Below are 23,243 nucleotides of genomic sequence, written 5' to 3'. Positions count from 1 at the left end.
CGGGGGTGGTGTCACCGGACCTGGTGGCGTCGAAGGACCGCTGCAAGGGACACGGCCACCAGCACGGTAGGTCCCGTCGTCACGTGGGTGCCGGCCATCGAGGCTCGACCGGCGACCACCCGCGACGAACGAACGGCATGGTGGATGAACAGCGGTTTCGGGGTGTTCCTCGGCCTGGACGTCGGCAAGGGCGAACGCCACGCCGTCGGGCACGGCGGCACACCTCCCCGGGCCGCGCACCCCGGGTTCCCGCCCGTGGTCCGGGGTAGCCGACGGCGCGCGTGGGCCGAGGACGTCAGCGCGGGCGCGCCCGCTCAGACGAGGCGAACGGCGTGTGGCACGACGCCCCCGTAGCGCATCGGGGTGACCCTGACGTGGCCGCCGGAGTAGGGCGCCTCGACGATCAGGCCGTCGCCGAGGTACAGGGCGACGTGGTAGATCCTGCCGCCGGTCGCCCAGAACACGAGGTCACCGCGTCGCTTCTCGGCGAGGGGCACCCGCCGGCCGGCCTCGTACTGGTAGCCGCTGTACTTGGGGATGGCCACCCCGATACCGGCGTAGGCGTAGAGCATGAGCCCCGAACAGTCGAAGCCGACCTTCCGGTAGTCCCCGTGGGTGTCGGCGACCCCGCCGTCGCGGACCCCGAGCGTGGGCCCGTTCGCGTTGCCCCCTCCCCAGGAGTAGGGCACTCCCACCTGGGCCAGGGCGCGGCGCACCACCGTCTCGATCGCGGCGTCGGCGTCGGCGGGTGGAGCGGGAAGGCTCGGCGCGGGGTGGGTTTCGCCAGGGGCGAGGGCGCCCGGGTCGACCTGCTGGGGGTTGACCTGGAGCGCGGCCAGCCGGTCGTCCTCCTCCTGACGCCACCGCTCGTACTGGCGCCGCTGCCGTTCCAGTCCGTCGACCCGGTCGCGAGCCGCGTCCAGTTCCTCCTGGACCTCCTCGCGTTCTCGTTCGATCTCGGCGGCGAGCGACCGGTGTTCGTCCTCGGCCTCACGGGCGGCCCGGTAGGCGGTGTCCGCGGCCCGTTCCGCCTCGAGGGCGGCGTCGGCGCTGGCCCGCGCCTCGCGCAGCGTGTCGCGGGCCGCGGCGTCCTTGTTGGCCTTGTCGGTGCTGACGTGCTGCAGCTCCTCCATCGCGGCCTGGTGGCTCTCGCCGACGGCGTCCAGGTACTGCGCGCGGTCCAGCAGGTCCTTGGGGCTGCTGGCGCCGAGGTAGGCGCCGAGGGAGTTGACGGCCCCGCCGCCCTGGTAGCTCTCGGAGGCGAAGGAGTCCATGTCGGTCCGCAGCGCGGCCAGCCGGTCTCCCACGTCACGCGCGGCCTCGGCGGCCTCGGCGGCCCTGTCCTCCGCCTCCTGGTGGCGCCACCGCGCCCTGTCGAGGTCCACCTGTGCTCGGCTCGCGTCCTCGCGGCGCAGCGCCACCTCGGTGAGCACGGCATCCAGTCGCGCCTCGACCTCGGCCAGCCGGCCGGTGAGGCGCCCGACTCTGGCCGCGTTCGCGTCGACTTCCGCCCGTTGGCCGTCGATGTCGGAGTCCGAGGGGTTGGGCGGCGGTGCGGCCAGGGACGATCCGGCGAGGCCGACCGTGAGCAGCGCGCCCAGGCCACCGACGAGCAGTCCTCGTACCGGTTCACGTGCCCGCACCGTGCTCACCCCCGCCGACCAGCCCGGGCACTCACCACCGTCGTGCGCGTCGCGGTGGGTCGCCCCGGACACCTCGCCATCGCGTGAGCAACTGTGCACCAGGGCATCAGGAGTGGCCATTCGTCGCAGCTGTCCCACCAGTCACGTACATCACGCCGGGCGCAGGAGAACCGCTGCTCATCTCGGGGTGGTTCCAGCTCCGACCGCCGGAGTCGTTTCGCCCGTCCGGGTGAGCTGCGAGACTGCGTCCGTGCGTGCGAAGGCCGGGAGGACCGCCTCGGTGGTGAGTGGTGCCGGACTGGTCGTGGCGGTGGTGGGCACGTTCCTGCCGTGGTTGAGGTCCGGCTCGACGTACCGGGACAGCCACCAGACCGTGGGAGTGCTGCGCCGGTTCGGCCTGGTGGAGGGCACTCCGGTGGAGTACCTGCTCCCCGGGTGGCCGATGCTGGTCCCCCTTGCGGCGGCGATCCTGCTGCTGCACCTGGCGGGGTGGTCGAGGACGGGTGCGGCGCTCGGCGTGGTTTTCTCGCTCCTCGCGGGAACCGTGGGGGTCATCGCGAGCGTCCAAGGGATCACCAGCGCCGGCCTGATCACGGTCATGGCCCTCGGCCCCGTCACGACCGCACTGGGGGCGGTCGTGGTCCTCATCGGCAGCCTCGGCGCGCTCGTCGTCCACCGGACGACGTTCCATCGGCAACAGGAGAAGTGACGTGACCTACCCACCGGGACCCGGAAACCCGTGGCAGCCTGAGCAGCCCGGCCCGGACCAGCATGCCCCGTACGCCCCTGGGCCGGCTGGGCCGCCCCCGGGAACCCCGCCACACGGTGGCGGCCACCCGCAGCCGCCGCAGGGTTACCAGTACCCGCAGCAGGGTCAGCCCTACCCGGGGCAGTTACCGCCCGGCGGCCCCGGTGGTTTTCCCGGCGGCCCCGGTCAGCCACCGCCGGCGAAGAACCGGCGCACCGGCCTGCTCGTCGGTTCGCTGGTCGGTGTGGTCGCGGTGGGCGCGGCGGCCGTGGGCAGCTACTTCGCCTTCGGCAACGGTTCCGCCGCGGCGTCCGGTGAGGCTGATCCGGCCAGCGCGGCGAGTCGGCTGCTCACGGCCGTCGAGCAGGAGGACGCCGTCGGCCTCCTCGAGTCGCTCGCACCGGCGGAGGCCAGGCTGAGCGCCGACTACTTCGAGATCATGACCGGGGAGTTGACCCGGATCGGGATCTTCGACGAGTCCGCCGACCCCGCCGCGCTGAGCTTCAATGGCTCACTCGAGGGTCTGGCGTTCGACGAGGCGGCCGAGGAACGGGTGAACGAGCACCTCGTCATCAACTCGGTGTCCTCCGGGACGCTCACCCTGGAGAGCGCGTCGCCCGAGGACATGCCCTTCTCGGACAAGGTCCTGGACGTCATGCCCGAGCTCCCGGACACCACGGCCGAAAGCGAGACCATCGACCTGGCCAGCCTGCCGGAGACCGGCCAGCCGCTGCGGATCGCGACCATCCAGGTCGACGGCGAGTGGTACCCGAGCATGTTCTACACCGTGGCGGACTTCGCGCTGCGGGAGTCGGGCATGGGGTGGCCGAGGGACTCCGTCCCGGCCGTCGGGGCTGACTCCCCCGAGGCGGCCGTCGAGCAGCTGGTGACGGCGGCGTTGGACGTGGATGTTCGCCGGTTGGTGGAACTGCTGCCTCCCGACGAGATGGCCGTGGTCCACGACCTCGGCCCGCTCCTGCTGGAGGCGGTGGGGCAGACCGAGCCGACGGGGGCGCGCCTGGTGGAGCTGAACACGTCGACCACCGACGTGACGGGTGGGACGCGGGTCTCCCTCGACCACGTGTCCCTGGAGGTGAACGGCGAGCAGGTGTCGATCCAGCGGGATGGCGACTGCCTCCAGGCCACCGGACCGCAGGGCTCGGAACGGCTGTGCCCGGTGGAACAGGCCCGGATGAGCCTGTCGCAGGACCCCGCGTTCCCGCAGGAGGCGTTGCCGTTCATCGAGCGTCTCGCCGAGAACGTGCTGGGGGCGGGGATCGTGACGGTCGAGGTGGACGGCGAGTGGTACGTCAGCCCGTTCCGCACCGGGATCGACCTGATGGCGGTCGTGTTGAGCAGCGTGGAGCCCGAGGACATCGACGCGCTGCTGGCGACGGCCCCGCGCTGATCCGGTCGCCCGCGAACCGCTCCGTGACGTGGTGGTACCTCGACCCGGAAACCGCACCCCGCCTTGAAAACCAAAAAAGGACAAGCGTACTGTTTGTGCTGCGGCGAGGTCGATCGGCACGGCAGAACCGGCTGGGCCAGACTTGACCCGTCTCCCGAACTGACCTTGCACCGTCGCGAGATGGAGTGTTTGACGTGACCGCACCTGCGAGCCAGGACAGCTTCGGCGCGCGCGGCACGCTCACCGTCGGCGACGCCTCCCACGAGGTGTTCCGACTGAGCGCGCTGCCCGGAGCCGACCGACTCCCGTTCAGCCTGAAGATCCTGTTGGAGAACCTGCTCCGCACCGAGGACGGCCAGAACATCACGGCCGACCACGTGCGGGCGCTGGTGAACTGGGACCCCAAGGCCGACCCGTCGACCGAGATCCAGTTCACCCCGGCCCGGGTGATCATGCAGGACTTCACCGGCGTCCCCTGCGTGGTGGACCTGGCCACCATGCGGGAGGCCGTCGCCCAGCTCGGCGGTGACCCCAGCAAGGTGAACCCGCTGGCCCCGGCCGAGCTGGTCATCGACCACTCGGTGATCGCGGACATCTTCGGCAGCCCGGACGCCTTCGAGCGCAACGTGGACCTGGAGTACCAGCGCAACCGCGAGCGCTACCAGTTCCTGCGCTGGGGCCAGAGCGCGTTCGACGAGTTCAAGGTGGTCCCGCCGGGAACCGGCATCGTGCACCAGGTGAACATCGAGCACCTGGCCCGGGTCGTGATGACCCGTGGCGGGCAGGCCTACCCGGACACGCTGGTGGGCACCGACAGCCACACGACGATGGTGAACGGCATCGGCGTGCTGGGCTGGGGCGTCGGCGGGATCGAGGCCGAGGCCGCGATGCTCGGCCAGCCGGTCTCGATGCTGATCCCCCGGGTGGTGGGGTTCAAGCTGCACGGCGAACTGCCCTCGGGCACGACCGCGACGGACCTGGTGCTGACGATCACCGAGATGCTGCGGGAACACGGTGTCGTCGGCAAGTTCGTCGAGTTCTACGGGTCGGGCGTGGGCGCGGTGCCGCTCGCGAACCGCGCGACCATCGGGAACATGAGCCCCGAGTTCGGGTCGACGTGCGCCATCTTCCCCGTCGACGGGGAGACCATCGACTACCTCAAGCTGACCGGTCGGTCCGCCGAGCAGGTCGCGCTCGTCGAGGCCTACGCCAAGGAGCAGGGGCTCTGGCACGACCCCGACGCCGAGCCGCTGTACTCCGAGACCCTGGAGCTGGACCTGGGCACCGTCGTGCCCTCCATCGCCGGCCCGAAGCGCCCCCAGGACAGGATCGAGCTGGCCGCGGCCAAGCAGGCGTTCCGCAACACCATCGGCGAGTACGTCAGCCCCGGTGAGTCCGTCGTGGACGAGGCCGTGGAGGAGTCCTTCCCAGCCAGCGACTCGCCCACCTACGCCCACGCGGATGACGAGGGCGGCAAGCCCCGGACCGTGCTGTCCGCGGCGAACGGCGCCGCCGGGCGTCCCAGCCGTCCGACCAGGGTCACCACCGAGGCCGGCACCTTCGAGCTCGACCACGGCGCGGTGGCGATCGCCGCGATCACCTCGTGCACCAACACCTCGAACCCCTCGGTGATGATCGGGGCGGCGCTGCTGGCCAGGAAGGCCGTCGAGCGGGGCCTGTCCTCCAAGCCGTGGGTGAAGACGACCCTCGCCCCCGGCTCCAAGGTCGTCATGGACTACTACGAGCGGGCGGGGCTCCTGCCCTACCTGGAGAAGCTCGGCTTCAACCTGGTCGGTTACGGCTGCACCACCTGCATCGGCAACTCCGGGCCGCTCCAGGAGGAGATCTCGACGGCGGTGAACGACGCCGACCTCGCCGTGGTCTCCGTCCTCTCCGGCAACCGCAACTTCGAGGGCCGGATCAACCCGGACGTCAAGATGAACTACCTGGCCAGCCCGCCGCTGGTGGTGGCCTACGCGCTGGCCGGCTCGATGGACCTCGACCTGAGCACCGAACCGCTGGGCACCGACCAGAACGGCGAGCCGGTGTACCTGTCGGACATCTGGCCCTCCCCGCAGGAGGTCCAGGAGGTCATCGGCTCGGCGATCTCGGCGGAGGGCTTCAGCGAGGGCTACTCCGACGTGTTCGCCGGTGACGACCGCTGGCGTTCGCTGCCCACCCCCGAGGGCAAGACCTTCGAGTGGGACGCCGACTCCACCTACGTCCGCCGCCCCCCGTACTTCGAGGGCATGGGCATGGAGCCCGAGGCCGTCACCGACATCGCCGGTGCCCGCGTGCTGGCCCGGCTCGGCGACTCGGTCACCACCGACCACATCTCGCCGGCCGGTGCCATCAAGGCCGACTCCCCCGCCGGTCGCTACCTGCGGGAGCACGGTGTCGAGCGCAAGGACTTCAACTCCTACGGTTCCCGTCGTGGCAACCACGAGGTGATGATCCGGGGGACCTTCGCCAACATCCGGCTGCGGAACCTGCTCCTCGACGACGTCCAGGGCGGCTTCACGAGGAACTTCCTGGCCGGCGGTGAGCAGACCACGATCTACGACGCCTCCGTGGCCTACGCCGAGGCGGGCGTGCCGCTGGTCATCCTGGCGGGCAAGGAGTACGGATCCGGGTCCTCCCGCGACTGGGCGGCCAAGGGCACGTCGCTGCTGGGCGTCCGCGCGGTCATCGCGGAGTCCTTCGAGCGCATCCACCGGTCGAACCTGATCGGGATGGGGGTGCTCCCGCTCCAGTTCCCGGAGGGCGAGAGCGTGGAGTCGCTCGGGTTGTCCGGTGTCGAGACCTTCGACATCAGCGGGGTGACGGAGCTGAACGACGGTTCCACCCCCAGGACCGTCCGGGTGACCGCCACCGGGGAGGACGGGCAGCGGGTCGAGTTCGACGCCGTGGTCCGGATCGACACCCCGGGCGAGGCGGACTACTACCGCAACGGCGGCATCATGCAGTACGTGCTGCGGAAGATGGTGCGCGGCTGATCCAGGCGTGCCGAGCGCGGCGGCGCGGTGACCCCCGAACCCGGGCGGTCACCGCGCCGTTCTCGTATCGCCGGGCCCGTGCCGACGACCCCGACGGCGGTCCGGTGCTGGTGCGTGGCGCACCCGCTGGGTGTCAGCAGCCAGCCGGTACCCAGGAGCACTCGAGGACGGACTCGTCGACGCCGGTCGCGGGGTCGTCCGAGGGCGACACCGGAGCGCCGGTGGCACGCGACATGGGCAGTGGCCGGTCCTCCGCGCCCCGGTACTCCGCCAGCCGGACCGCGACGGCGTCCTCGACGTCGCGCGGGCTGGGCGAGAGGTAGTTGTTGGACAGGATCGAGAACACCAACGGTTGGCCGTCGGTGGCGGTGACGTACCCCGACAGCCCCGTCACGCCGGTCAGGGAACCGGTCTTGGCCAGCACGTTGCCCTCCGCCTCCGTGCCGGCCATCCGCGACCGCAGCGTGCCCCCGACCAGGCGGTCGGGATCGCCGGCCACCGGTAGCGACGCCAGGAACACCTCGAACCAGGGCTCCTCGCGCGCCTGGACGAGGAGGTCGGCGAGCTGGCCGGCGGTCACCATGTCCATCCGGGACAGGCCCGATCCGTCGACCATCCGGTAGCCGCCAGCGGGCAGGCCCAGCTCGGCCAGCTCCTCGGAGAGGACCTCGGTGCCGGCCGCCCAGGTCCCGGAACCCCGGAGCTCGGCCCCCAGGGTCTTCACGAGGATCTCGGCGTGGCCGTTGTTGCTCAGCTTCATGAAGGGCACCAGCAGTTCCCGCAGCGGCATCGACTCGCGGACCGCGAGCTGAACGGCGTCCTCCGGCGTCGCGCCACGGCGGATCCCGCCGTTCACCCTGATCCCCGCCTCGTCGAGAGCGCTCCGGAGCACGTCCGCCGCGTACCCGGTGGGGTCGTCGACGGTGCTGTACCGCTCCACCGGGCCGGAACCCGCCGCCAGCGAGCCCCGCACGACGATGTCGTTGCCGCCCCGTCGCCGTTCCACCGCGAAGCCGGCCGCGTCCTCCGCCATCGCGGTGGTGGACTGGTTGACGACCCGGACGTGGTCGGTCGGGGGTACCACCTCCACGGTCGTCGGGTCGCCGGGCTGGTCGCCCGGCACGACGCGCACGACGACGGTCCCGGAGTCGTAGTCGGTGTCCGGCGCGACGGTGAGCGCGGAGATCTGCGCCGAGTAGTAGTACGGCTCGTCGTCCCAGGACCAGCCAACCCCCAACGGGACCTCGTCGAACCAGGTGTCGTCGGCCACCAGGTCGCCGCGCACGACCCGCACCCCTGCCTCGACCAGCCGTTCGGCGAGTTCCGCGTAGTCCTCGGCCAACATGGTCGGGTCGCCGGTCCCCCGGAGGTGGAGGTCGCCAGGGAGGGCGCCTCCCCTGGGCGGGGAGGCGGCGTGCAGGCTGGTCGTGAACCGGTGGTCGGGGCCCAGCGCGGACAGCGCGGCCGCCGCGGTGAGCAGCTTGCCGTTGGAGGCGGGGAGCAGCAGGTCGGAGCCGCCCCGGTCGTACAGGGTCTCACCGGTCTCCGCGGACCGCACCACCACCGCGGTCCGCGCTCCCGCGAGCCGGGGATCGTCGAGGATGCGGTCGAGGTCGGCGGTGAGGGCGGCGCGGCCGGTGGGGTCGGACGAGGCGGTCGCGGTGACGGCAGCCCCGGCGAGCAGCACGAGGCTGATCCCGAGCGCCAGGAGTGAGGTCGGTCGTCTGGCCATCGCTGCCTCCACGAGTGTGCGTGAGCCCCCGACGAGCCGAAAAAGCGTAGCCAGCCGGAAGAACCAAGGTCAACGTCCAGGTGGGCGGCTCCGTGACGCGCCAGGGTGACCCGTCGCCCGCCGGTGGCCGTGGGCGGTGTTCGCTGGCGATATCGGGCGACGGGACGGCGCGGTGTCCTCCGCCACACCCACCACGGGGTCGGGGTCGGCCCGCGAGCCCGTCGTCCCCGCCGATCTCGGTGCCCGCCCAGCGGACAGGCCGGGGCCCACCACCCCAGCTGGCCACCTCCGCGCTGGTCACCGAGGGGTTCGCTCCCGGTCCTGGCCGGGGCTGCCAGTGTCGTCACCCGGTGCTCGGGTCAGCCGGCGGAGGAGGTGGTACCGCGCGGCGGGTGGGCGCGGCCCCGAGTCCGCCCCCGGTCCGCCTCAACGGGCTGTTCCCACCGGGCACCACACGTTAGGGTTGCGCCGGCCCGCAGGCGGTCATGTGACGGAAGCACCCTTCCACGAGCCGGAACATCGTGTGGCGTGGGCACGCCACACCTGGCTGCCGGGAAGGGGCTTCACCTGAGTTCGGGAGGAACGATGTCGCTGGCCGCCCTGTTCGTGGCAGGTCTGATCGTCATGGTCGGGGCGACCATCCAGGGAGCGGTCGGTCTCGGCATGAACCTGTTGGCCGCGCCGTTCCTGATCATGATCGCTCCCGAGTTGGTACCGGTCCCCCTCCTCGTGGTGGGGACGCTGCACGCCGCCATGACCCTCGTCCGCGAGCACCGCTCGACCGACTGGGGCGGCGTGGGTTGGGCGATGATCGGTCGGGCGGCGGGCACGGCTGTCGGGGTCTGGGCGGTCGTCTGGTTGCCGCAGCGCGAGTTCTCCGTGGTGGTGGGCGTGTCAGTGCTGGTGTGCGTCGTCCTCTCCGTCCTCTCCTGGCGTCCCAGCCCGACTCGTGGGGCGCTGCTGGTGGCCGGCACCGCGGGTGGCGTCTTCGGTACCGCCTCCTCGATCGGGGGTCCTCCGGTGGCCTTGCTGTACCAACGGGAGAAAGGGCCGAAGGTGCGCGCCACGATGGGCGCGTACTTCTGCCTCGGCTCGACCTTGTCCGTCCTGGCACTCGCCGTCGGCGGTCAGGTCGGCACGACGGAGTTGGTCGCCGCCGCCGCGTTGCTGCCCTTCCTCCTGGCGGGCTTCGCCCTGTCGGGTCCGCTGCGGCGGGTGGTCGACGCCGGTCTCCTCCGCCGCGCTCTCCTGGGTGTCACCGCCTTCAGCGCCGTGCTGTTGATCGCCCGCAGCCTGTTCTGGTGACCGCCAGGGGCCCGTCCTGGTCAGGGGCACGCCCACCGATCGGGCCGTGGTGAGCGCTGGCCGCCCCGGTCGGCCGGACGCCGACGTCGGCGGTCCGGCACCGCCCCCGCACCGGCCTCCACACCGGACGTCGGTTCCCGGTGCCACCGCCGGAACACGGGAACGCGCCCTCCGGTGCCGGCGGGACCGGTGACCGCGCCCGGCCGCTCGCCCGTCACCAGAAATCACCTCATCAGGCAAGTGATCGGTCCCCTGAGCCCCCGATAGGCTGATCTCCGGCAGGCAGTGCACATTCGGGCTCGGCACCACGGCCCGCTCTGGGTGAGGCGAGGATGACAGGACAGTCCCGTTCCGGCGGCAAGCAGCAGAACACCACGGTGCGGTCCGTGCTCATCACCCTGGTGGCGGTGGCCCTCGTGGTGGTGGGGTACGTCGCCCGCGACCACCTGCCGTTCCTCGACGACCAGGAACAGGAGATCGGGTCGGGCCAGGGTGCTCCCACCCCGGGAGACGCCGACGGCGCGGCCGCCCTGCTCGACGAGCTGGAGATCGCCGCCGAACGCCCGATGCGCGGGTACTCGCGGGACCGCTTCCGGCACTGGATCAGCCAGGGCGACAACTGCAACACCAGGGAGACCGTGCTGGTCCGCGACGGGGTCGACGTCGTCACCGACGAGGAGTGCCGCTCGCAGTCCGGCACCTGGCACAGCGTGTACGACGACGAGGAGTTCGACGACGCCTCGGACCTGGACATCGACCACGTGGTACCACTCGCCGCCGGGTGGCGCAGCGGCGCGGACGAGTGGGACGACGAGCGGCGCGAGCGGTTCGCCAACGACCTCGACACCCCGCAGCTGATCGCCGTGTCGGCCTCCTCGAACCGGGCGAAGGGCGACCAGACCCCGGACCAGTGGAAGCCGCCGGCCACCGGGTACTGGTGCACCTACGCCCAGGACTGGATCGCGGTCAAGCACCACTGGGAGCTGACCGTGACCGAGCCGGAACGAGCGGCGCTGCTGGAGATGCTGGACCACTGCTGACCGAACGGTCCGCGACGTTCCCCGCCCCGGACCGCGCGTGTCGCCGGCACGGCGTCGACGACGTGCGACCGGAACCGCGCCCAGCGCCGCTCAGGTCGCGGCGGCCAGGAACACCGTGAAACCGTGCTCCGGATCCGTCCACTCGGCGTTCACCGCGAACCCGACGTCCGCCAGCTCGGACCGCACCCGCTCCGGTCGGAACTTCGCCGAGATCTCCGTCCGGATCTCCTCTCCCCCGGCCAGGTCGAGGGTCAGGTCCAGGGCGCCCAACCGGACGCGGAGCGGACGTCGGGCGCGCAGCCGCATCTCGATCCACTCCTCCTGGGGGTCCCACCGGGCCACGTGCTCGAAGGCGTCGACGTCGAAGTCGCCGTCGAGTTCCCGGTTGAGGACGCGGAGCACGTTGCGGTCGAACTCGGCCGTGACTCCCGCCGGGTCGTCGTAGGCCCGCAGCAGCGTCGCCGGGTCCTTCACCAGGTCCGCGCCGACCAGCAGCCACTCGCCGGTCCGCAGGTGGGACCGCACCGTGCGGTAGAAGAGCCGGCGCTGGTCCGGGTCGAGGTTGCCCACCGTCCCCCCGAGGAACGCCACGAGGCGGGACCCCTCGGCCGGCAGCGGGCCGAGTTCGCGGGTGAAGTCGCCGAGCACCCCGTGCACGTCCAGCTCCGGGTAGTCGGCGGCGATCTCGGTGCTGGACTGGCGGAGTGCCGACATCGAGATGTCGACGGGCACGTACCTGCGCAGGTCGCCGAGGGCGGTCATCGCGTCCAACAGGAGGCGGGTCTTGTCCGCGGAACCCGATCCCAGCTCCACGAGGGTGTTCGCCCTGGCCGACACCGCGATCTCGGGTGCCGCCCGCCGCAGGACCGCGCGCTCGGCCCTGGTCGGGTAGTACTCCGGCAACTGGGTGATCTCGTCGAACAGCTCGCTGCCCCGGCTGTCGTACAACCACGTCGGTGAGATCCACCGGGGGACGTCGGTGAGCCCCACCCGCACGTCGGCGCGCAACGCCTCGGCTGCCGCCCGCTCGTCGAGGCGGACGTCGAAGACGGGGCTCCTCACGAGATCACCGCCCCTGCCGGTGCCAACGGTTCGACCCGCAGGTGGTGCAGGTTGCCCTGGATGAGCGAGCCGTCCGGGACCTGCTGCCAGGTGGGCTCCTCACAGGTCGGTTCGGAGGCGATCGTCAGCTGGTGGCCGAGGTCGTGCCTGACCCACAACGAATGGGTCCAGGTGGTGGCGACGACGCTGGTGCCGTCGATGAGGAGCAGGTTGAGCCGGGATTCGGGGGCGAGGTCGAGGACGGTGGTCACGAGGTCGGCGACGGCCTCCGGTGGTCGTTCGCCCGCGTGGAGCCGTCGCGCCAGCAACGCGCACAGCAGGGCCGTGTCGGTGGCGGCGGGCAGGGCGGCCAGCGTGGCCGGGGGAAGGGTGGCGGCGAGGGCGTTGACCGAGTCCGGCCAGCCGGCGATGCGGCCGTTCAGGCTGAACAGCCACCGGTCGATGCGGAAGGGGGCGCACGCCGCCTCTCCCGGTGCCATCCCGGTGGTCGCCGAGCGGATCGCCGCGAGCACCGCCCCGGCGGACAGCCCGCCGGCCAGCTCGGCGAACCCGGGGTCGGCCCAGATCGCCCCGGCGCGCCGGTACCGGACGGGCGGCCCCGGCACGCTCGGGTACCAGCCGACACCGAAACCGTCGGCGTTGACGGTGCCGCCACCGCGCATGTCGCGGGGCGCCCACGACTGCCGGTACAGGGAGTGCTTCGCCGCGACCACCACGTCGTGCAGCGGGATGGCCGGCCCCAGGTAGGCCAGGTGTCGGCACACGGTCAGTCCACCTCCTCGGGGCTGGCGTCCCGCGCGCAGCGGAACCCGGCGAAGATCTGCCGCCGCCCCGGGTAGTCCCAGTTGCGGAAGGTGGCCCTGGCGACGGCGTGGTCGGTGCCGAAGCTGCCGCCCCGCAGCACGCGGTACTCCTCGCCGAAGAACACCTCGGAGTACTCGCGGTACGGGAAGGCCGCGAACCCCGGGTAACCCCGGAACGGGGTGCTGGTCCACTCCCACACGTCGCCGAGCAGTTGGTGGACGCCCAGTGGCGACGTCCCGGCCGGGAACGCCCCGGCGGGGGCCGGGCGCAGGTGCCGTTGGCCGAGGTTGGCGTGCCGGTCGGTGGGTGCCTCGTCGCCCCAGGGGTAGCGGCGGGTCTCCCCGCTCCTCGGGTCGAACCGCGCGGCCCTCTCCCATTCGGCCTCGGTGGGCAACCTCCTGCCGCACCAGGTCGCGAACGCCTCGGCCTCGTGGAACGACACGTGCACCACCGGCTCCTCGGGGGACACCGGTTCCCAACGGCCGAACACCCGCCGCCACCACCGCCCGTCGCCGTCCCGCCGCCAGAACAGGGGCGCGCGCAGTGCGGACGCGAGGCACGCCGCCCACCCCTCCTCGCTCCACAACTCGGGCCGCTCGTAGCCGCCGTCCTCGATGAACTCGACGAAACGGGCGTTGGTGACGGCCTTCGTGTCCAGGTGGAAGGCGGGCACGCGCACCGGGTGCCCCGGCCGTTCGTTGTCCAGCGCCCACGGCTCCACCGACGTGCCCATCGTGAACGTCCCCGCCGGGACCAGCACCTCGTCCGGACCAGGCGGCACGGAGGGACCGGGCACCGGCGGTGCGGTCAGCACCGGCTCGCCGCTCCGGAGTTGGTGGGTGGCCAGCATCGTCTCGTCGTGCTGCTGCTCGTGCTGCACGATCATGCCGAACGCGAAGCCGTCGGCGACCAGGCGACGCCCCCGCAGCGGAACGCCGGCCAGGACGTCCAACACCTTGGCCCGCACCGAAGCCACGTACCCCCTGGCCTCCACCGGGGAGAGGAGCGGCAGGGCCGGTCGGTCCGCCCTCGCGTGGCGGAACGCATCGTAGAGGTCGTCGATGTCGGGTCGGAGGGGGACGCGACCCCCGACGTCGCGGACCAGCCACAGCTCCTCCTGGCTGCCCACGTGGGCGAGGTCCCACACCAGGGGGGACATCAGGGGCGAGTGCTGCCGGCGGAGGTCACCGTCGTCGACGGCCTCGGTCAGGTACCGGGTGCGCCGGCGTGCCCGGTCGAGCTCCCGCGCGACCCGGTCGCGCAGGGCGTCCTCGTCTCGGCGGTCAGGTCCCACGCTGGTGCCGGGTGGGGAGAAGGACATGGGTCGTCACCTCCGGTCAGGCGCCGAGCACCCGGGGTACCCGGGTGTGGACGAGCTGGTCGGTGCGCCGCACGACGTGGTCGAGGACCGGTGGCGGCAGACCGAGGTCACGCAGGCCCTGGAGGGCCAGGGTGAGGACGGACGTGGCGGTCCTGGCCAGCACCGGGTCGTGCAGGCCCTGGCAGGCCGCGGTCAACCAGCGGCCGCGAGCGGGTTCGGTGAGTTCCAGCAGCCGGTCGACGGTGCGATCCCGCGCGAACAGGGCGAGGACCAGGGCGGCCGGGACCACCCAGTCCTCGTCCGGCTGGATGTCGAGGTAGCGGATCTCCAGGTAGCCGCGCGGTCGGACCGGGGTGAAGAGCATCGTCAGGTGGTAGTCGAGGTCCTCGAACGTGGGCCTCCGGTGGAGCGCGCCGTCGATCCAGTCGCCGAAGGTGACGCCGATCGGCGTCGGCCACGGCTCCTCCCGCTCCCGGACGCACAACACCGGGGTCTCCAAGGCCCTCCGCGCCCAGGCTGCGCCCGGGTCGGCGGACGGGCCGCCGGGGCGGGTGCGGGGTGGGTCGGTGTTGTACAGGGTCAGCATCCTGGTGGAGGCCCACCCGCTGCGGATCCCGCTCAGGGTCGGCGAGTTGGCGAACGCGGCGAGGAAGACGGGACCCAGCGCGTGGACCGCCGCCCACCTGGCGGCCACCTGCCCGCCCTCCCCGGCGTCCAGGCACACCTGGAGGCCGGCCGTGCTGCACATCATGGTGAGCCCCGCCGGTCCCCGGCGGTTGAAGTTCGTCTCCATGGCCGCGTAGCGCGGGGTGCGCAGGAGGCGCCGCACCGGACGGTGCGGGTCGGTCCCCTGGCTCCCGAGTTCGAGGCCGACCGCCGCCAGCAGGCGGCGGAGCTGGTCGATGTCGGCGGAGGTGGCCGCGATCAGGTCGGAGGCGGCCGTCCTCGGCGCCGTGGAGATCTCCACCTGCCCGCCGGGCTCGACGGTGACGACCGACCGAGCGGCGAGGGGGACGTGGGGGCTGTCCGGTACCAGTGAGGGTGGGGCGTGCGGACCCAGGGCCAGCGCGAGGTGCTCCGCGCGTACGGGCCGGGTGGGATCGTCGTGGTGGTGGACCGTCCATTCGAGCTCGACTCCCGCCAGCCGCGGTGGGCCGTGCTTGAAGCAGACGGAGGCGACATAGGCCTCGGCCTCCACGCGGCTGCGAATCCTGGCGGACTCGACGTTTCCGGCCGGACGTGCGCTGCTGACCACATCCCGCGGGTTCCGCGTGGACGCCATCGACATCACCCCAGGTAGTCGGACGACTACCGAAACTACACCTCATCCGCGGAGCGCGCATCCCCGTCAGCGAGCCGGGGCGGTGTGACCGAGGACGCGCCGGCGGAGGTACCGGCTGGTTGGACCTCGATGTCGTCGACTGCGACGATCTCCCCATGCCACGGGTCAGCCAGGACCACCTCGACGCGCGCCGCCGCCAGATCCTGTACGGGTCGCGGGCGTGCTTCGCCCGTCACGGATACGAGGGGGCCACGGTCCGCAGGTTGGAGGAGGCGACCGGGCTGTCCCGAGGCGCGATCTTCCACCACTTCAAGGACAAGGAGTCGTTGTTCCTCGCCCTCGCCGAGGACGACGCGCACCGGATGGCCGAGGTGGTGGCGGAGCAGGGCCTGGTGCAGGTGATGCGCAACCTGATCGCGGCCCCGCCGGACGTCGAGGGCGACGCGCACCCCTCCTACCTGCTGGGTACGCGGCTGGAGGTCTCCCGCCGCCTCCGCACCGACCCGGACTTCCGGGCGCGGTGGGCCGAGCGGTCGAAGGAGTTGACCGTCGCCACCCGCGAGCGGCTGGCCCGGCAGCGCGCGGCGGGCAAGCTGCGCGACGACGTCGACATCGACGTGCTCACCAGCTACCTGGAGCTGGTCCTGGAGGGGCTGGTCTCGCACCTGGCGATGGGTCTGCCCGCCGACGACCTCGAGCCGGTGCTCGACCTGGTCGAGGAGTCGGTGCGGCGGCACAGCGCCAGGGCGTGACGACCGGGTCGGTGGTGGTCGGCCCCGACGACGTGCCCGGCTTCAGCGCACGCCGTGCATCCGGCGCCGGATCAGCGGGGCGGCCAGGACCAGGGACACGCCGAGCAGCACCGCCACCAGCCCGAGCACGCCGAAGTAGAGCAACTCGGACTCCGGGGAGTACAGCCGGACCAGCTGGGCACCGACACCCGAACCGGCGGCCACCGACAGCATGAAGAGCCCCACCATCTGCGCGGCGAAGGCCCGGGGTGCCAGCGAGGTGCTGACGGACAGCCCCACCGGGGAGAGCAGCAACTCCCCGCAGGTCATGACGACCAGGGCTCCGGCCAGCCAGAGCGGGTTGGCGCCCTCCTCGGGCAGGGTCGCGCTGGCCAGCATCATGACCAGGAACGACACCCCGACCAGGACGAGACCGCCGGAGAACTTGGTGGGCGTCCCGGGCTGCCGTGCGCCCAGCCTGGTCCACAGCAGGGCGAACAGCGGCGCCAGCAGGAGGATGGCGACGGGGTTGACGGACTGGAACCAGCTGGGCGGGATCTCGAAACCGAGGAGGTCGCGGTCGACCCTGCTGTCGGCGAAGGCCGCGATCACGGTGGACTGCTGCTCGAAGAGCGTCCAGAACATGACGCTGGCCACGAACAGGGGCACGAAGGCGAGGACCCGGTCGCGCTCGACCCGGTCCAGGCGCCGGCTGCGCAGCATGACCCAGAAGTAGCCGACGGGCAGCAGCACCGACAGCAGGCTCAACAGGTTGACGACGCGGCCGGAGGTCAGCCAGCCGCCGAGGGCGAGCACCGCGAGCACCCCCGCCGCGGCCAGCGCCGCGAGGCCGAGCCGGGGCAGCAGCCACCGCCGCTCCGCGGGTTCGAGCGGGTTGGTGGGCTCCTGGCTGGCCTGCCCGAGGTGCTTCCGGCCGAGCACGTACTGGACGAGGCCCAGGGCCATGCCGATCGCGGCAAGCCCGAAACCGAGGTGGAAGTCCGCCCTGCTCGCCGCCAGCCCGGTGAGCAGCGGCGCGACGAAGCTCCCCAGGTTGATGCCCATGTAGAACAGCGAGAAACCGGCGTCCTTGCGCTGGTCACCCACCTGGTAGAGCGTGCCGACGATGGCGGTGACGTTGGACTTCAGCAGTCCGGTCCCGACGATGATCAGGCCGAGCCCACCCGCCACCCCCGCCATCCCGGGAACGATCGCGAGCGTGATGTGCCCGCACATGATGAGCACCCCGCCGTAGAGCACCGCTCGTTGCGTGCCGAGCAGCCGGTCGGCCACCCAGGCACCGGCGACGCTGGCCATGTAGACCGCGGACCCGTAGGCGGCGACCAGAGCCAACGCCGACGAACGCGGCATGCCCAGGCCGCCGTCGACGGCCGAGTAGTAGAGGTAGTAGGCGAGGATCGCCCGCATGCCGTAGAAGGAGAAGCGCTCCCACATCTCGGTGAAGAAGAGGGTGGCCAGGCCCCGTGGTTGCCCGAAGAAGCCGCCGTCCGACTTCCCGCCGTCGCTCCCGGTCACCGCGCACCTCCCCCGCCGGTCCACCCGGACGGACGCCGCTCCGGCCTCCCCACCGTGCGGTGACGCGCGGTCGGGCACAACTCGGAACGAGGGCGACACGGGCGGTGACGGACAGTGGGCGAAATCACGGAACGTGCGGCCCGCAACCTCCTGAGGAGGGGAAATGCGCCACGATCCGGCGGGCAGGGCGTCCAGTTTCCGCCCGTTCACCCTTACACTGGCTGCGTTTAACACCAACTCGAATACTGAGGAGTGATGACTTCCGTGCCGGAAGCCGACTCACCCGGTAGCAGTAGCAAGCCGGGTCACCAACCCGGCTGTCCCAGCCCGGCCGCCCCCTTCCGGGGTGTCCGATGAACGACGTACTGATCAGCGTTCTCCTTCTCCTCGGCGTTGTCGTGATCACCGCGGGCACCTTCGTCTGCGTCGCCGCCGAGTTCTCCCTGACCACGCTGGAGCGGAGCACGGTCGACACGCACGTGCGGCAGGTCGGCGACCGCCGGGCGCGCAACGTGCAGCAGGCCCACCGCACGCTGTCCTTCCAGCTCTCCGGTGCCCAGCTGGGCATCACCATCACGACCCTGGTCACCGGGTACATGGCCGAGCCGGCCATCGCCCAGCTGATCAGCCCCGGCCTGAGCGCGCTCGGGATGCCAGAAGGCCTCGTGGGCGGCCTGTCACTGGCCATCGCGCTCTTCCTGGCCACCTCCCTGTCCATGATCTTCGGGGAAATGGTCCCGAAGAACCTGGCCATCTCCCGTCCGCTGGCCACCGCCCGCGCGGTCGTCGGCGTCTACTCGGCGTTCACCCGGATCTTCCGTTGGGTGATCGACGGCAGCAACAACGCGGCGAACTGGCTGGTCCGCAAGCTGGGGGTCGAACCCATCGAGGAGCTGCGCTCGGCGCGTTCCCCGGAGGAGATCAGCTCCATCGTGCGGGCCAGCGCCGCCCAGGGCACCCTCGACGCCGGTACGGCGGCGTTGCTGGGCAGGTCACTGCGGTTCGGCGAGCGCACCGCCGGTGACCTGATGACCCCCCGCGTCCGCATCGCCTCCCTCGGGCCGGACGCCACGGTGGACGAGCTCGTCGAGCTGGGCCGGCGGACCGGGTACTCCCGCTTCCCCGTGCACGGTGTCGACCTCGACGACGTGCGCGGCGTGGTGCACGTCAAGCAGGCCTTCGGGATCCCGGCGGCCGAGCGAGGCAGGATCCGGGTGTCGTCCCTGGCCAGGCCGGTTCCCACCGTTCCGGACTCGCTGGACGGTGACACCCTCCTGAACCGGCTGCGTGGTTCGGGGCTCCAGCTGGCGATGGTCGTCGACGAGTACGGCGGCAGCGCCGGCCTGGTGACCGTGGAGGACGTCATCGAGGAGATCGTCGGTGACGTGCGGGACGAGCACGACCGGCGCGAGGTCCCGGCCGTTCGCCCGCTGGGCGAGGAGAGCTGGCTGATCTCGGGCCTGCTCCGGGACGACGAGCTCGCCGAGGCCACCGGCCTGGTGTTGCCCGAGGGCGACTACGAGACCCTGGCCGGGTTCGTCCTCGACAGGCTCGGCCGGATCCCCTCCGTGGACGACGACATCGCCGTCGAGGGCTGGCAGCTGACGGTCACCCGGATGGACCGCCACCGCATCGCCGAGGTGCGGGTGGTGCGGACGGAGGCGGCGCGAACCCCGGCGCTGGAGGGGGCCGTTTCGGCCCGTGAGGAGGTCGCACGGTGAGCGGTTGGGTCGCGATCACGCTGATCGTCGTGTTGCTGGCGCTGAACGCCTTCTTCGTCGGCGCCGAGTTCTCCCTGCTGTCCTCCCGCCGGGACCGCCTGGAGGCCATGCTCGAACAGGGCACCACCCGAGCGCGGGTGGTGCTGGACGCGGGGAAGAACGCGTCGCTGATGCTGGCCGGTGCTCAGCTGGGCATCACCATCTGTTCACTGGCGCTGGGCCGGCTCGGCGAGCCGGCGGTCGCGGTGATGATCGAACGGGCGCTGGGCCCACTCGCGATCCCGGCGTTCCTGCTCCACACCATCGCGTTCATCATCGCGTTGTCCCTGGTGGGCCTGGCGCACCTGCTGATAGGTGAGATGGTCCCGAAGAACCTGGCCATCGCCACGCCGGAGCGCCTGGCGCTGTGGCTGGTGCCGCCGCACGTCCTCTTCGTCCGGCTGACCAAGCCGCTGATCTCCCTGTTCAACGTCGCGGCGAACGGGGTGCTGCGGCTGGCGAAGGTCGAACCGAAGGACGAGCTGGGCTCGGCCTACACCTCGGACGAGTTGGCGCTGCTGATCACCGAGTCGCGCAAGGAGGGCCTCCTGGACGACTCGGAGCACCGTCGGCTGGCCAAGACCCTGTCGTCCGCCGAGCGCACGGTGGCGGAGGTGCTCGTACCGACCGGTGAGCTGACGACGCTTCCCCGGAACCCGACCGTGGGGGACGTGGAGCGGGTGGTGTCCACCACGGGCTTCTCCCGCTTCCCCATCCTCGACGACGAGGGGGGTCTCGCCGGTTACCTGCACGTGAAGGACGTGTTGGACCAGGCCGGCGCCGACCCGTCGACCCCGGTCGCGGCCAGCCGCGTCCGGGGCCTGCCGGTCGTGTCCGCCGAGGACCGTCTCGACGACGCCCTGACCACGCTCCGCCGGGCGCAGAGCCACCTGGCGAGGGCGGTCGACAAGGACGGTCGCCTGTTGGGTGTGGTGGCACTGGAGGATCTGTTGGAGGAGTACGTCGGCACCGTGCGCGACGCGATGCACGTGGGTGCTCACTGACAGTGCGCGACCGGGAGGGGGGTGGCTCTCGCCACCCCCCTCCCGCCTGTCCGGGTCGTCATGACCCCCGGTGCCACGCGCGAGGCTCACCGCTGCCCCCCGGGAGTGAGCCGACGCGGCGGGCGCGGCGCCCGCCGGGTAACCATTACCCGACTGCCGCCCGCCGGGGTTAACGTTGCGCAACCGGATTAACACGTCCCTTGCCTCTCATGGGCTAAGGTCTTCGGGAACCAGTGCGGCTTCGTGGAATCAGCCACGCAATTTTCGTTACCTTTTGAAGCCATCTGACACGAACAGGTGGCTAGAGAGGACACTTAATGGCGCGACATCGCGGAACTGGACTCGGCTTCCGACGGAAGATCGCCGGTTGGCCGTTGTTCGTCCTCGGTCTCGTGGTGGTCTCCGTCTTGGGCGTCATCGGCTACGGCGCGCTCAGCGACATGGTCGACCGGCGTGCCGACGCCGAGGCGGAGAACTGTTCGGCGGGTGAGCTGGTCCTGCCCGTCACCGTCACGGCGAGCATGACCGAACCGGTCACCGCAGCGGCCGAGCAGTGGAACGCCTCCTCGCCGCGCGTGCAGAACCACTGCGTGCGGGCCGAGGTGCACACCGCGTCATCCGCCGCCGTCGTCGACGGGCTCACCGGCGAGGAGTGGGACGAGGAGCTGGCGGGGCCTCGGCCCGCCGCCTGGATCCCCGACTCCACGGTCTGGACGGACCGCCTGGCCAGCGAGAACAACGCCGTCCTCGGATCGCAGCCGCAGATCGTCGCGAGCAGCCCGGTCCTGCTCGCCGTGCCGGCCGCCGGCGCGGCCGCCCTCCAGGAGGGCGAGGCGACCTGGGAGACCGTCGCGGGGATGGCCCTCGCCACCGGTTGGGGCGGTGTGCAGCGCGCGGAGTGGGGCACCTTCTCCCTGGCCGTGCCCGACCCGGCGATGAACCGCGCCAGCCAGCTCGCGCTCCAGGCCGTGCTGGCGACGAGCAGCGGGTCCGAGTCCGGCCCGGTCACCGAGGACGTCCTCGACGGGGCGAGCGCCCAGCAGCACCTGGCGGCGGTGGCCGGAGGGCAACCCGCCGACGTGCCCAGCACGGGCCGGGAGGCCCTCCAGATGATGGACGGCGCGGACACGCCCCTCACCGGCTCGCTCGCCGCGGTCCCGGTCGCCGAGGTCGACCTCTACCGGCGCAACGTGGGCAAGGACGGGGCGGACGCGCCGCCCGAGGCCATCGTGGGCCTGCCGCTGGCTCCCACCCCGTCCGTGCAGTTCCCGTTGGTGTCGGTGAAGGACGCCAGCGGCGACACCGCGACCCTGCGCGCGGCCCAACGGTTCGGGGACTTCCTCACCGAACGAACGTCACAACGCTTCCTCGCCCAGGCCGGGTTCCGGGTGGCCTCGGTGACCGCCTACCCGGACCCCTCCCCCGGGTTGTCCTGGACCACGCCCATGGACACGCTCGAACCCGCCGAGCGCGCGGTGACGGGCGCGGTGACAGCGCGGTGGCGGGAACTGCTGGGTACCTGACCCCTCGGCCGTGGGCCGGGCACTCCCCACCGGAGACGCCCGCCGGGCGTCCAGACCTGGCCGTTCGACCCCGTCAGACGACCGCGAGCAGCCGACGCCCCACCAGCCCGCCCACGAGCGCGGCCGGCACCCGCACGAGACCGTCGGTCCGCCCGTGCTGCTCGAGGAGGGCCGTCACGGTCGGCCCCACGGGGAGTGCCGCCCCGTGCACGATGCCGGCGTACTGGCGGCCGCCCTCGCGCGGCCTGACCCTGGTGTTCGTCCGCCGGGCCAGGAAGGTGCCGCAGTCGGAGATGGTGGTCAGGTCGTGGTAGCGGCGACGGCGCGGCGACCAGACCTGGATGCGGACCGCCCGCCGCGCGGCGAAACCGAGATCACCGGCGGGCACCAGCAGGACCCGGTGGGACAGCTCCAGGTGTCGGAGGCACTCCTCGGCATGGGCGACCAGCCGGCGGAACTCCACGTCGAGGCGCTCCGGTAGGCAGACGCGGAGCAGGTCGACGGTCGTGGTCTGCCCCACGCCGGGCTGGCTCGCTCCTCCGCCCCCGGGGGAGCGGAGGTCGTCCACCCCCAGCTGGGGGCTCAGCGCGACGTGGGCGAGGGGCAGCCGCTCGACCGGCAGGCTCCGCCCGGCGTGGACCAGCGTCATCCCGATGTCCCCGCCCGGTGCGACGTACCGCGTCCACTGTGCGGAGGTCAGGCCCACCAGCGAGGCCGGCGCGGCGGGTCCCCGGGGCCCCCGGTGGCTCATCTCGGGCTCCACGAGGAGCGGCAGGGACACCTCGTCGTAGCCGTGGCGAGTGCCGTGCAGGTCGAGCAGGAACCCGCCGACCACCCGTTCGAGGCGAGCCCTGGTCACGCTCGTGCGGCCCGGATCGGCTGGTGTTCGGCCGCCGGGCCGCTCGGCCGTGGTCGTCTCTGCCCGAAGACCCGCACCGGGCGCGCTCCAGCGGCGGAGCTCGACCGCGCACTCCTCGGTGGCGCCGTCGGGCACCCGGTCGTCAGGAGTCGCGGGCACGTCGAGCAGGAACGCGGCGAGGCGCTCCGACGCCGCCAGCGCCGCACTTCGCGCCGCCCGTTCCCCTTCCTTCAGCCCGCGCGCCTCGGAGCGGAGGGCGGCGAGGTCGGCCCCGGCCCGAGCGGCGGCGCGGACCCGGGCCGACACCCGGGTCCGGCGGTCCGCCGACACCGCCGCCCGCCGGACCGCCTCGTCCCGCTTCACGACCAGGGCGCGCAGCGCCGCTCGGTCCACCAACCAGCCGCGGCGCGCCAGCCGCCACGACGCGCCAGCGGCCGGATCCAACAGTTCACCGGGGTCGTACACCCGTTTGTCCCGACGACCGGTCCG

The 23,243-nt window shown here is 72.1% G+C and carries 17 protein-coding genes; 9 read left to right on the top strand and 8 right to left on the bottom strand.

The genetic code is table 11. The annotated features are described in order from the left end of the window. Nucleotides 1-314: 314 nt before the first annotated feature. On the bottom strand, nucleotides 315-1,715 hold the full coding sequence (locus tag C1701_RS22080; protein WP_103056539.1) for an NlpC/P60 family protein: 1,401 nt from the start codon (nucleotides 1,713-1,715) through the stop codon (nucleotides 315-317). A 211-nt stretch (nucleotides 1,716-1,926) separates the two neighbouring features. Here C1701_RS22080 and C1701_RS22075 point away from each other — a divergent pair, with 211 nt between their 5' ends. The 3 genes from C1701_RS22075 to C1701_RS22065 all read left to right on the top strand — a co-directional run bounded on the left by C1701_RS22075 (nucleotide 1,927) and on the right by C1701_RS22065 (nucleotide 6,795). Further along, nucleotides 1,927-2,352 (top strand): hypothetical protein, encoded by a 426-nt coding sequence (locus C1701_RS22075; protein ID WP_155886124.1) that lies wholly within the window; start codon nucleotides 1,927-1,929, stop codon nucleotides 2,350-2,352. Between the two features lies 1 nt (nucleotide 2,353). Then, nucleotides 2,354-3,799, top strand: coding sequence for a hypothetical protein (locus C1701_RS22070; protein ID WP_035292037.1), 1,446 nt, complete (start codon nucleotides 2,354-2,356; stop codon nucleotides 3,797-3,799). A 194-nt stretch (nucleotides 3,800-3,993) separates the two neighbouring features. Continuing rightward, nucleotides 3,994-6,795: an aconitate hydratase gene (locus tag C1701_RS22065; protein ID WP_030106003.1), complete on the top strand. Its 2,802-nt coding sequence runs from the start codon at nucleotides 3,994-3,996 to the stop codon at nucleotides 6,793-6,795. A gap of 133 nt (nucleotides 6,796-6,928) precedes the next feature. Here C1701_RS22065 and dacB read toward each other — a convergent pair whose 3' ends face one another. Further along, nucleotides 6,929-8,527, bottom strand: coding sequence for a D-alanyl-D-alanine carboxypeptidase/D-alanyl-D-alanine endopeptidase (gene dacB / locus C1701_RS22060; RefSeq protein ID WP_026418767.1), 1,599 nt, complete (start codon nucleotides 8,525-8,527; stop codon nucleotides 6,929-6,931). Nucleotides 8,528-9,112: 585 nt separating this feature from the next. Between dacB and C1701_RS22055 the strand changes: the two genes are divergently transcribed. After that, the gene (locus tag C1701_RS22055) at nucleotides 9,113-9,832 is read left to right on the top strand and encodes a sulfite exporter TauE/SafE family protein (protein WP_103056538.1); all 720 of its coding nucleotides are present in this window, start codon (nucleotides 9,113-9,115) and stop codon (nucleotides 9,830-9,832) included. 332 nt (nucleotides 9,833-10,164) lie between these two features. Next, on the top strand, nucleotides 10,165-10,872 hold the full coding sequence (locus tag C1701_RS22045; protein WP_026418764.1) for an HNH endonuclease family protein: 708 nt from the start codon (nucleotides 10,165-10,167) through the stop codon (nucleotides 10,870-10,872). 90 nt (nucleotides 10,873-10,962) lie between these two features. Here C1701_RS22045 and egtD read toward each other — a convergent pair whose 3' ends face one another. Genes egtD through C1701_RS22025 form a run of 4 tightly spaced genes read right to left on the bottom strand, consistent with a single transcriptional unit; the run spans nucleotide 10,963 to nucleotide 15,341 of the window. After that, entirely contained in the window at nucleotides 10,963-11,934 is a 972-nt protein-coding gene (gene egtD / locus C1701_RS22040; RefSeq protein ID WP_026418763.1) for an L-histidine N(alpha)-methyltransferase, read from the bottom strand. After that, the gene (gene egtC / locus C1701_RS22035) at nucleotides 11,931-12,698 is read right to left on the bottom strand and encodes an ergothioneine biosynthesis protein EgtC (RefSeq protein ID WP_026418762.1); all 768 of its coding nucleotides are present in this window, start codon (nucleotides 12,696-12,698) and stop codon (nucleotides 11,931-11,933) included. The genes egtD and egtC overlap by 4 nt, the downstream gene beginning before the upstream one ends. Before the next feature lie 2 nt (nucleotides 12,699-12,700). Next, nucleotides 12,701-14,059 (bottom strand): ergothioneine biosynthesis protein EgtB, encoded by a 1,359-nt coding sequence (gene egtB, locus C1701_RS22030; RefSeq protein WP_051713044.1) that lies wholly within the window; start codon nucleotides 14,057-14,059, stop codon nucleotides 12,701-12,703. Nucleotides 14,060-14,075: 16 nt separating this feature from the next. Next, the gene (locus C1701_RS22025) at nucleotides 14,076-15,341 is read right to left on the bottom strand and encodes a glutamate-cysteine ligase family protein (protein WP_030105998.1); all 1,266 of its coding nucleotides are present in this window, start codon (nucleotides 15,339-15,341) and stop codon (nucleotides 14,076-14,078) included. 155 nt (nucleotides 15,342-15,496) lie between these two features. On the opposite strand from C1701_RS22025, the gene C1701_RS22020 reads away from it, so the two are divergent. Beyond that, nucleotides 15,497-16,093 (top strand): TetR/AcrR family transcriptional regulator, encoded by a 597-nt coding sequence (locus tag C1701_RS22020; RefSeq protein ID WP_026418759.1) that lies wholly within the window; start codon nucleotides 15,497-15,499, stop codon nucleotides 16,091-16,093. 42 nt (nucleotides 16,094-16,135) lie between these two features. Here the strand turns inward: C1701_RS22020 and C1701_RS22015 are convergent, their stop codons facing one another. Beyond that, a complete protein-coding gene (locus C1701_RS22015) occupies nucleotides 16,136-17,608 on the bottom strand; it encodes a peptide MFS transporter (protein WP_026418758.1) in 1,473 nt (490 codons plus the stop codon). Between the two features lie 353 nt (nucleotides 17,609-17,961). On the opposite strand from C1701_RS22015, the gene C1701_RS22010 reads away from it, so the two are divergent. The 3 genes from C1701_RS22010 to C1701_RS22000 all read left to right on the top strand — a co-directional run bounded on the left by C1701_RS22010 (nucleotide 17,962) and on the right by C1701_RS22000 (nucleotide 21,895). Beyond that, entirely contained in the window at nucleotides 17,962-19,329 is a 1,368-nt protein-coding gene (locus tag C1701_RS22010; RefSeq protein ID WP_026418757.1) for a hemolysin family protein, read from the top strand. After that, nucleotides 19,326-20,372 (top strand): hemolysin family protein, encoded by a 1,047-nt coding sequence (locus tag C1701_RS22005; RefSeq protein WP_026418756.1) that lies wholly within the window; start codon nucleotides 19,326-19,328, stop codon nucleotides 20,370-20,372. The genes C1701_RS22010 and C1701_RS22005 overlap by 4 nt, the downstream gene beginning before the upstream one ends. Nucleotides 20,373-20,689: 317 nt before the next feature. Beyond that, entirely contained in the window at nucleotides 20,690-21,895 is a 1,206-nt protein-coding gene (locus C1701_RS22000) for a substrate-binding domain-containing protein (RefSeq protein ID WP_051313935.1), read from the top strand. Nucleotides 21,896-21,968: 73 nt separating this feature from the next. On the opposite strand, the gene C1701_RS21995 is transcribed toward C1701_RS22000, so the two are convergent. Next, nucleotides 21,969-23,219 carry an aminoacyl--tRNA ligase-related protein gene (locus C1701_RS21995; RefSeq protein WP_103056536.1) on the bottom strand — a complete coding sequence of 417 codons (1,251 nt, stop codon included), beginning with the start codon at nucleotides 23,217-23,219 and terminating at the stop codon, nucleotides 21,969-21,971. Nucleotides 23,220-23,243: the final 24 nt, after the last annotated feature.

Source organism: Actinoalloteichus sp. AHMU CJ021 (assembly GCF_002895405.1).
GTDB classification, from domain to species: Bacteria; Actinomycetota; Actinomycetes; order Mycobacteriales; family Pseudonocardiaceae; genus Actinoalloteichus_B; species Actinoalloteichus_B caeruleus.
This window is presented reverse-complemented; position numbering and strand designations above follow the sequence as displayed.

Coding starts and splice junctions, on each gene's coding strand:
- dacB (WP_026418767.1), bottom strand. CDS start 8,527: ATGGCCAGACGACCGACCTCACTCCTGGCGCTCGGGATCAGCCTCGTG.
- C1701_RS22055 (WP_103056538.1), top strand. CDS start 9,113: ATGTCGCTGGCCGCCCTGTTCGTGGCAGGTCTGATCGTCATGGTCGGG.
- C1701_RS22045 (WP_026418764.1), top strand. CDS start 10,165: ATGACAGGACAGTCCCGTTCCGGCGGCAAGCAGCAGAACACCACGGTG.
- egtB (WP_051713044.1), bottom strand. CDS start 14,059: ATGTCCTTCTCCCCACCCGGCACCAGCGTGGGACCTGACCGCCGAGAC.
- C1701_RS22025 (WP_030105998.1), bottom strand. CDS start 15,341: ATGGCGTCCACGCGGAACCCGCGGGATGTGGTCAGCAGCGCACGTCCG.
- C1701_RS22020 (WP_026418759.1), top strand. CDS start 15,497: ATGCCACGGGTCAGCCAGGACCACCTCGACGCGCGCCGCCGCCAGATC.
- C1701_RS22010 (WP_026418757.1), top strand. CDS start 17,962: ATGAACGACGTACTGATCAGCGTTCTCCTTCTCCTCGGCGTTGTCGTG.
- C1701_RS22000 (WP_051313935.1), top strand. CDS start 20,690: ATGGCGCGACATCGCGGAACTGGACTCGGCTTCCGACGGAAGATCGCC.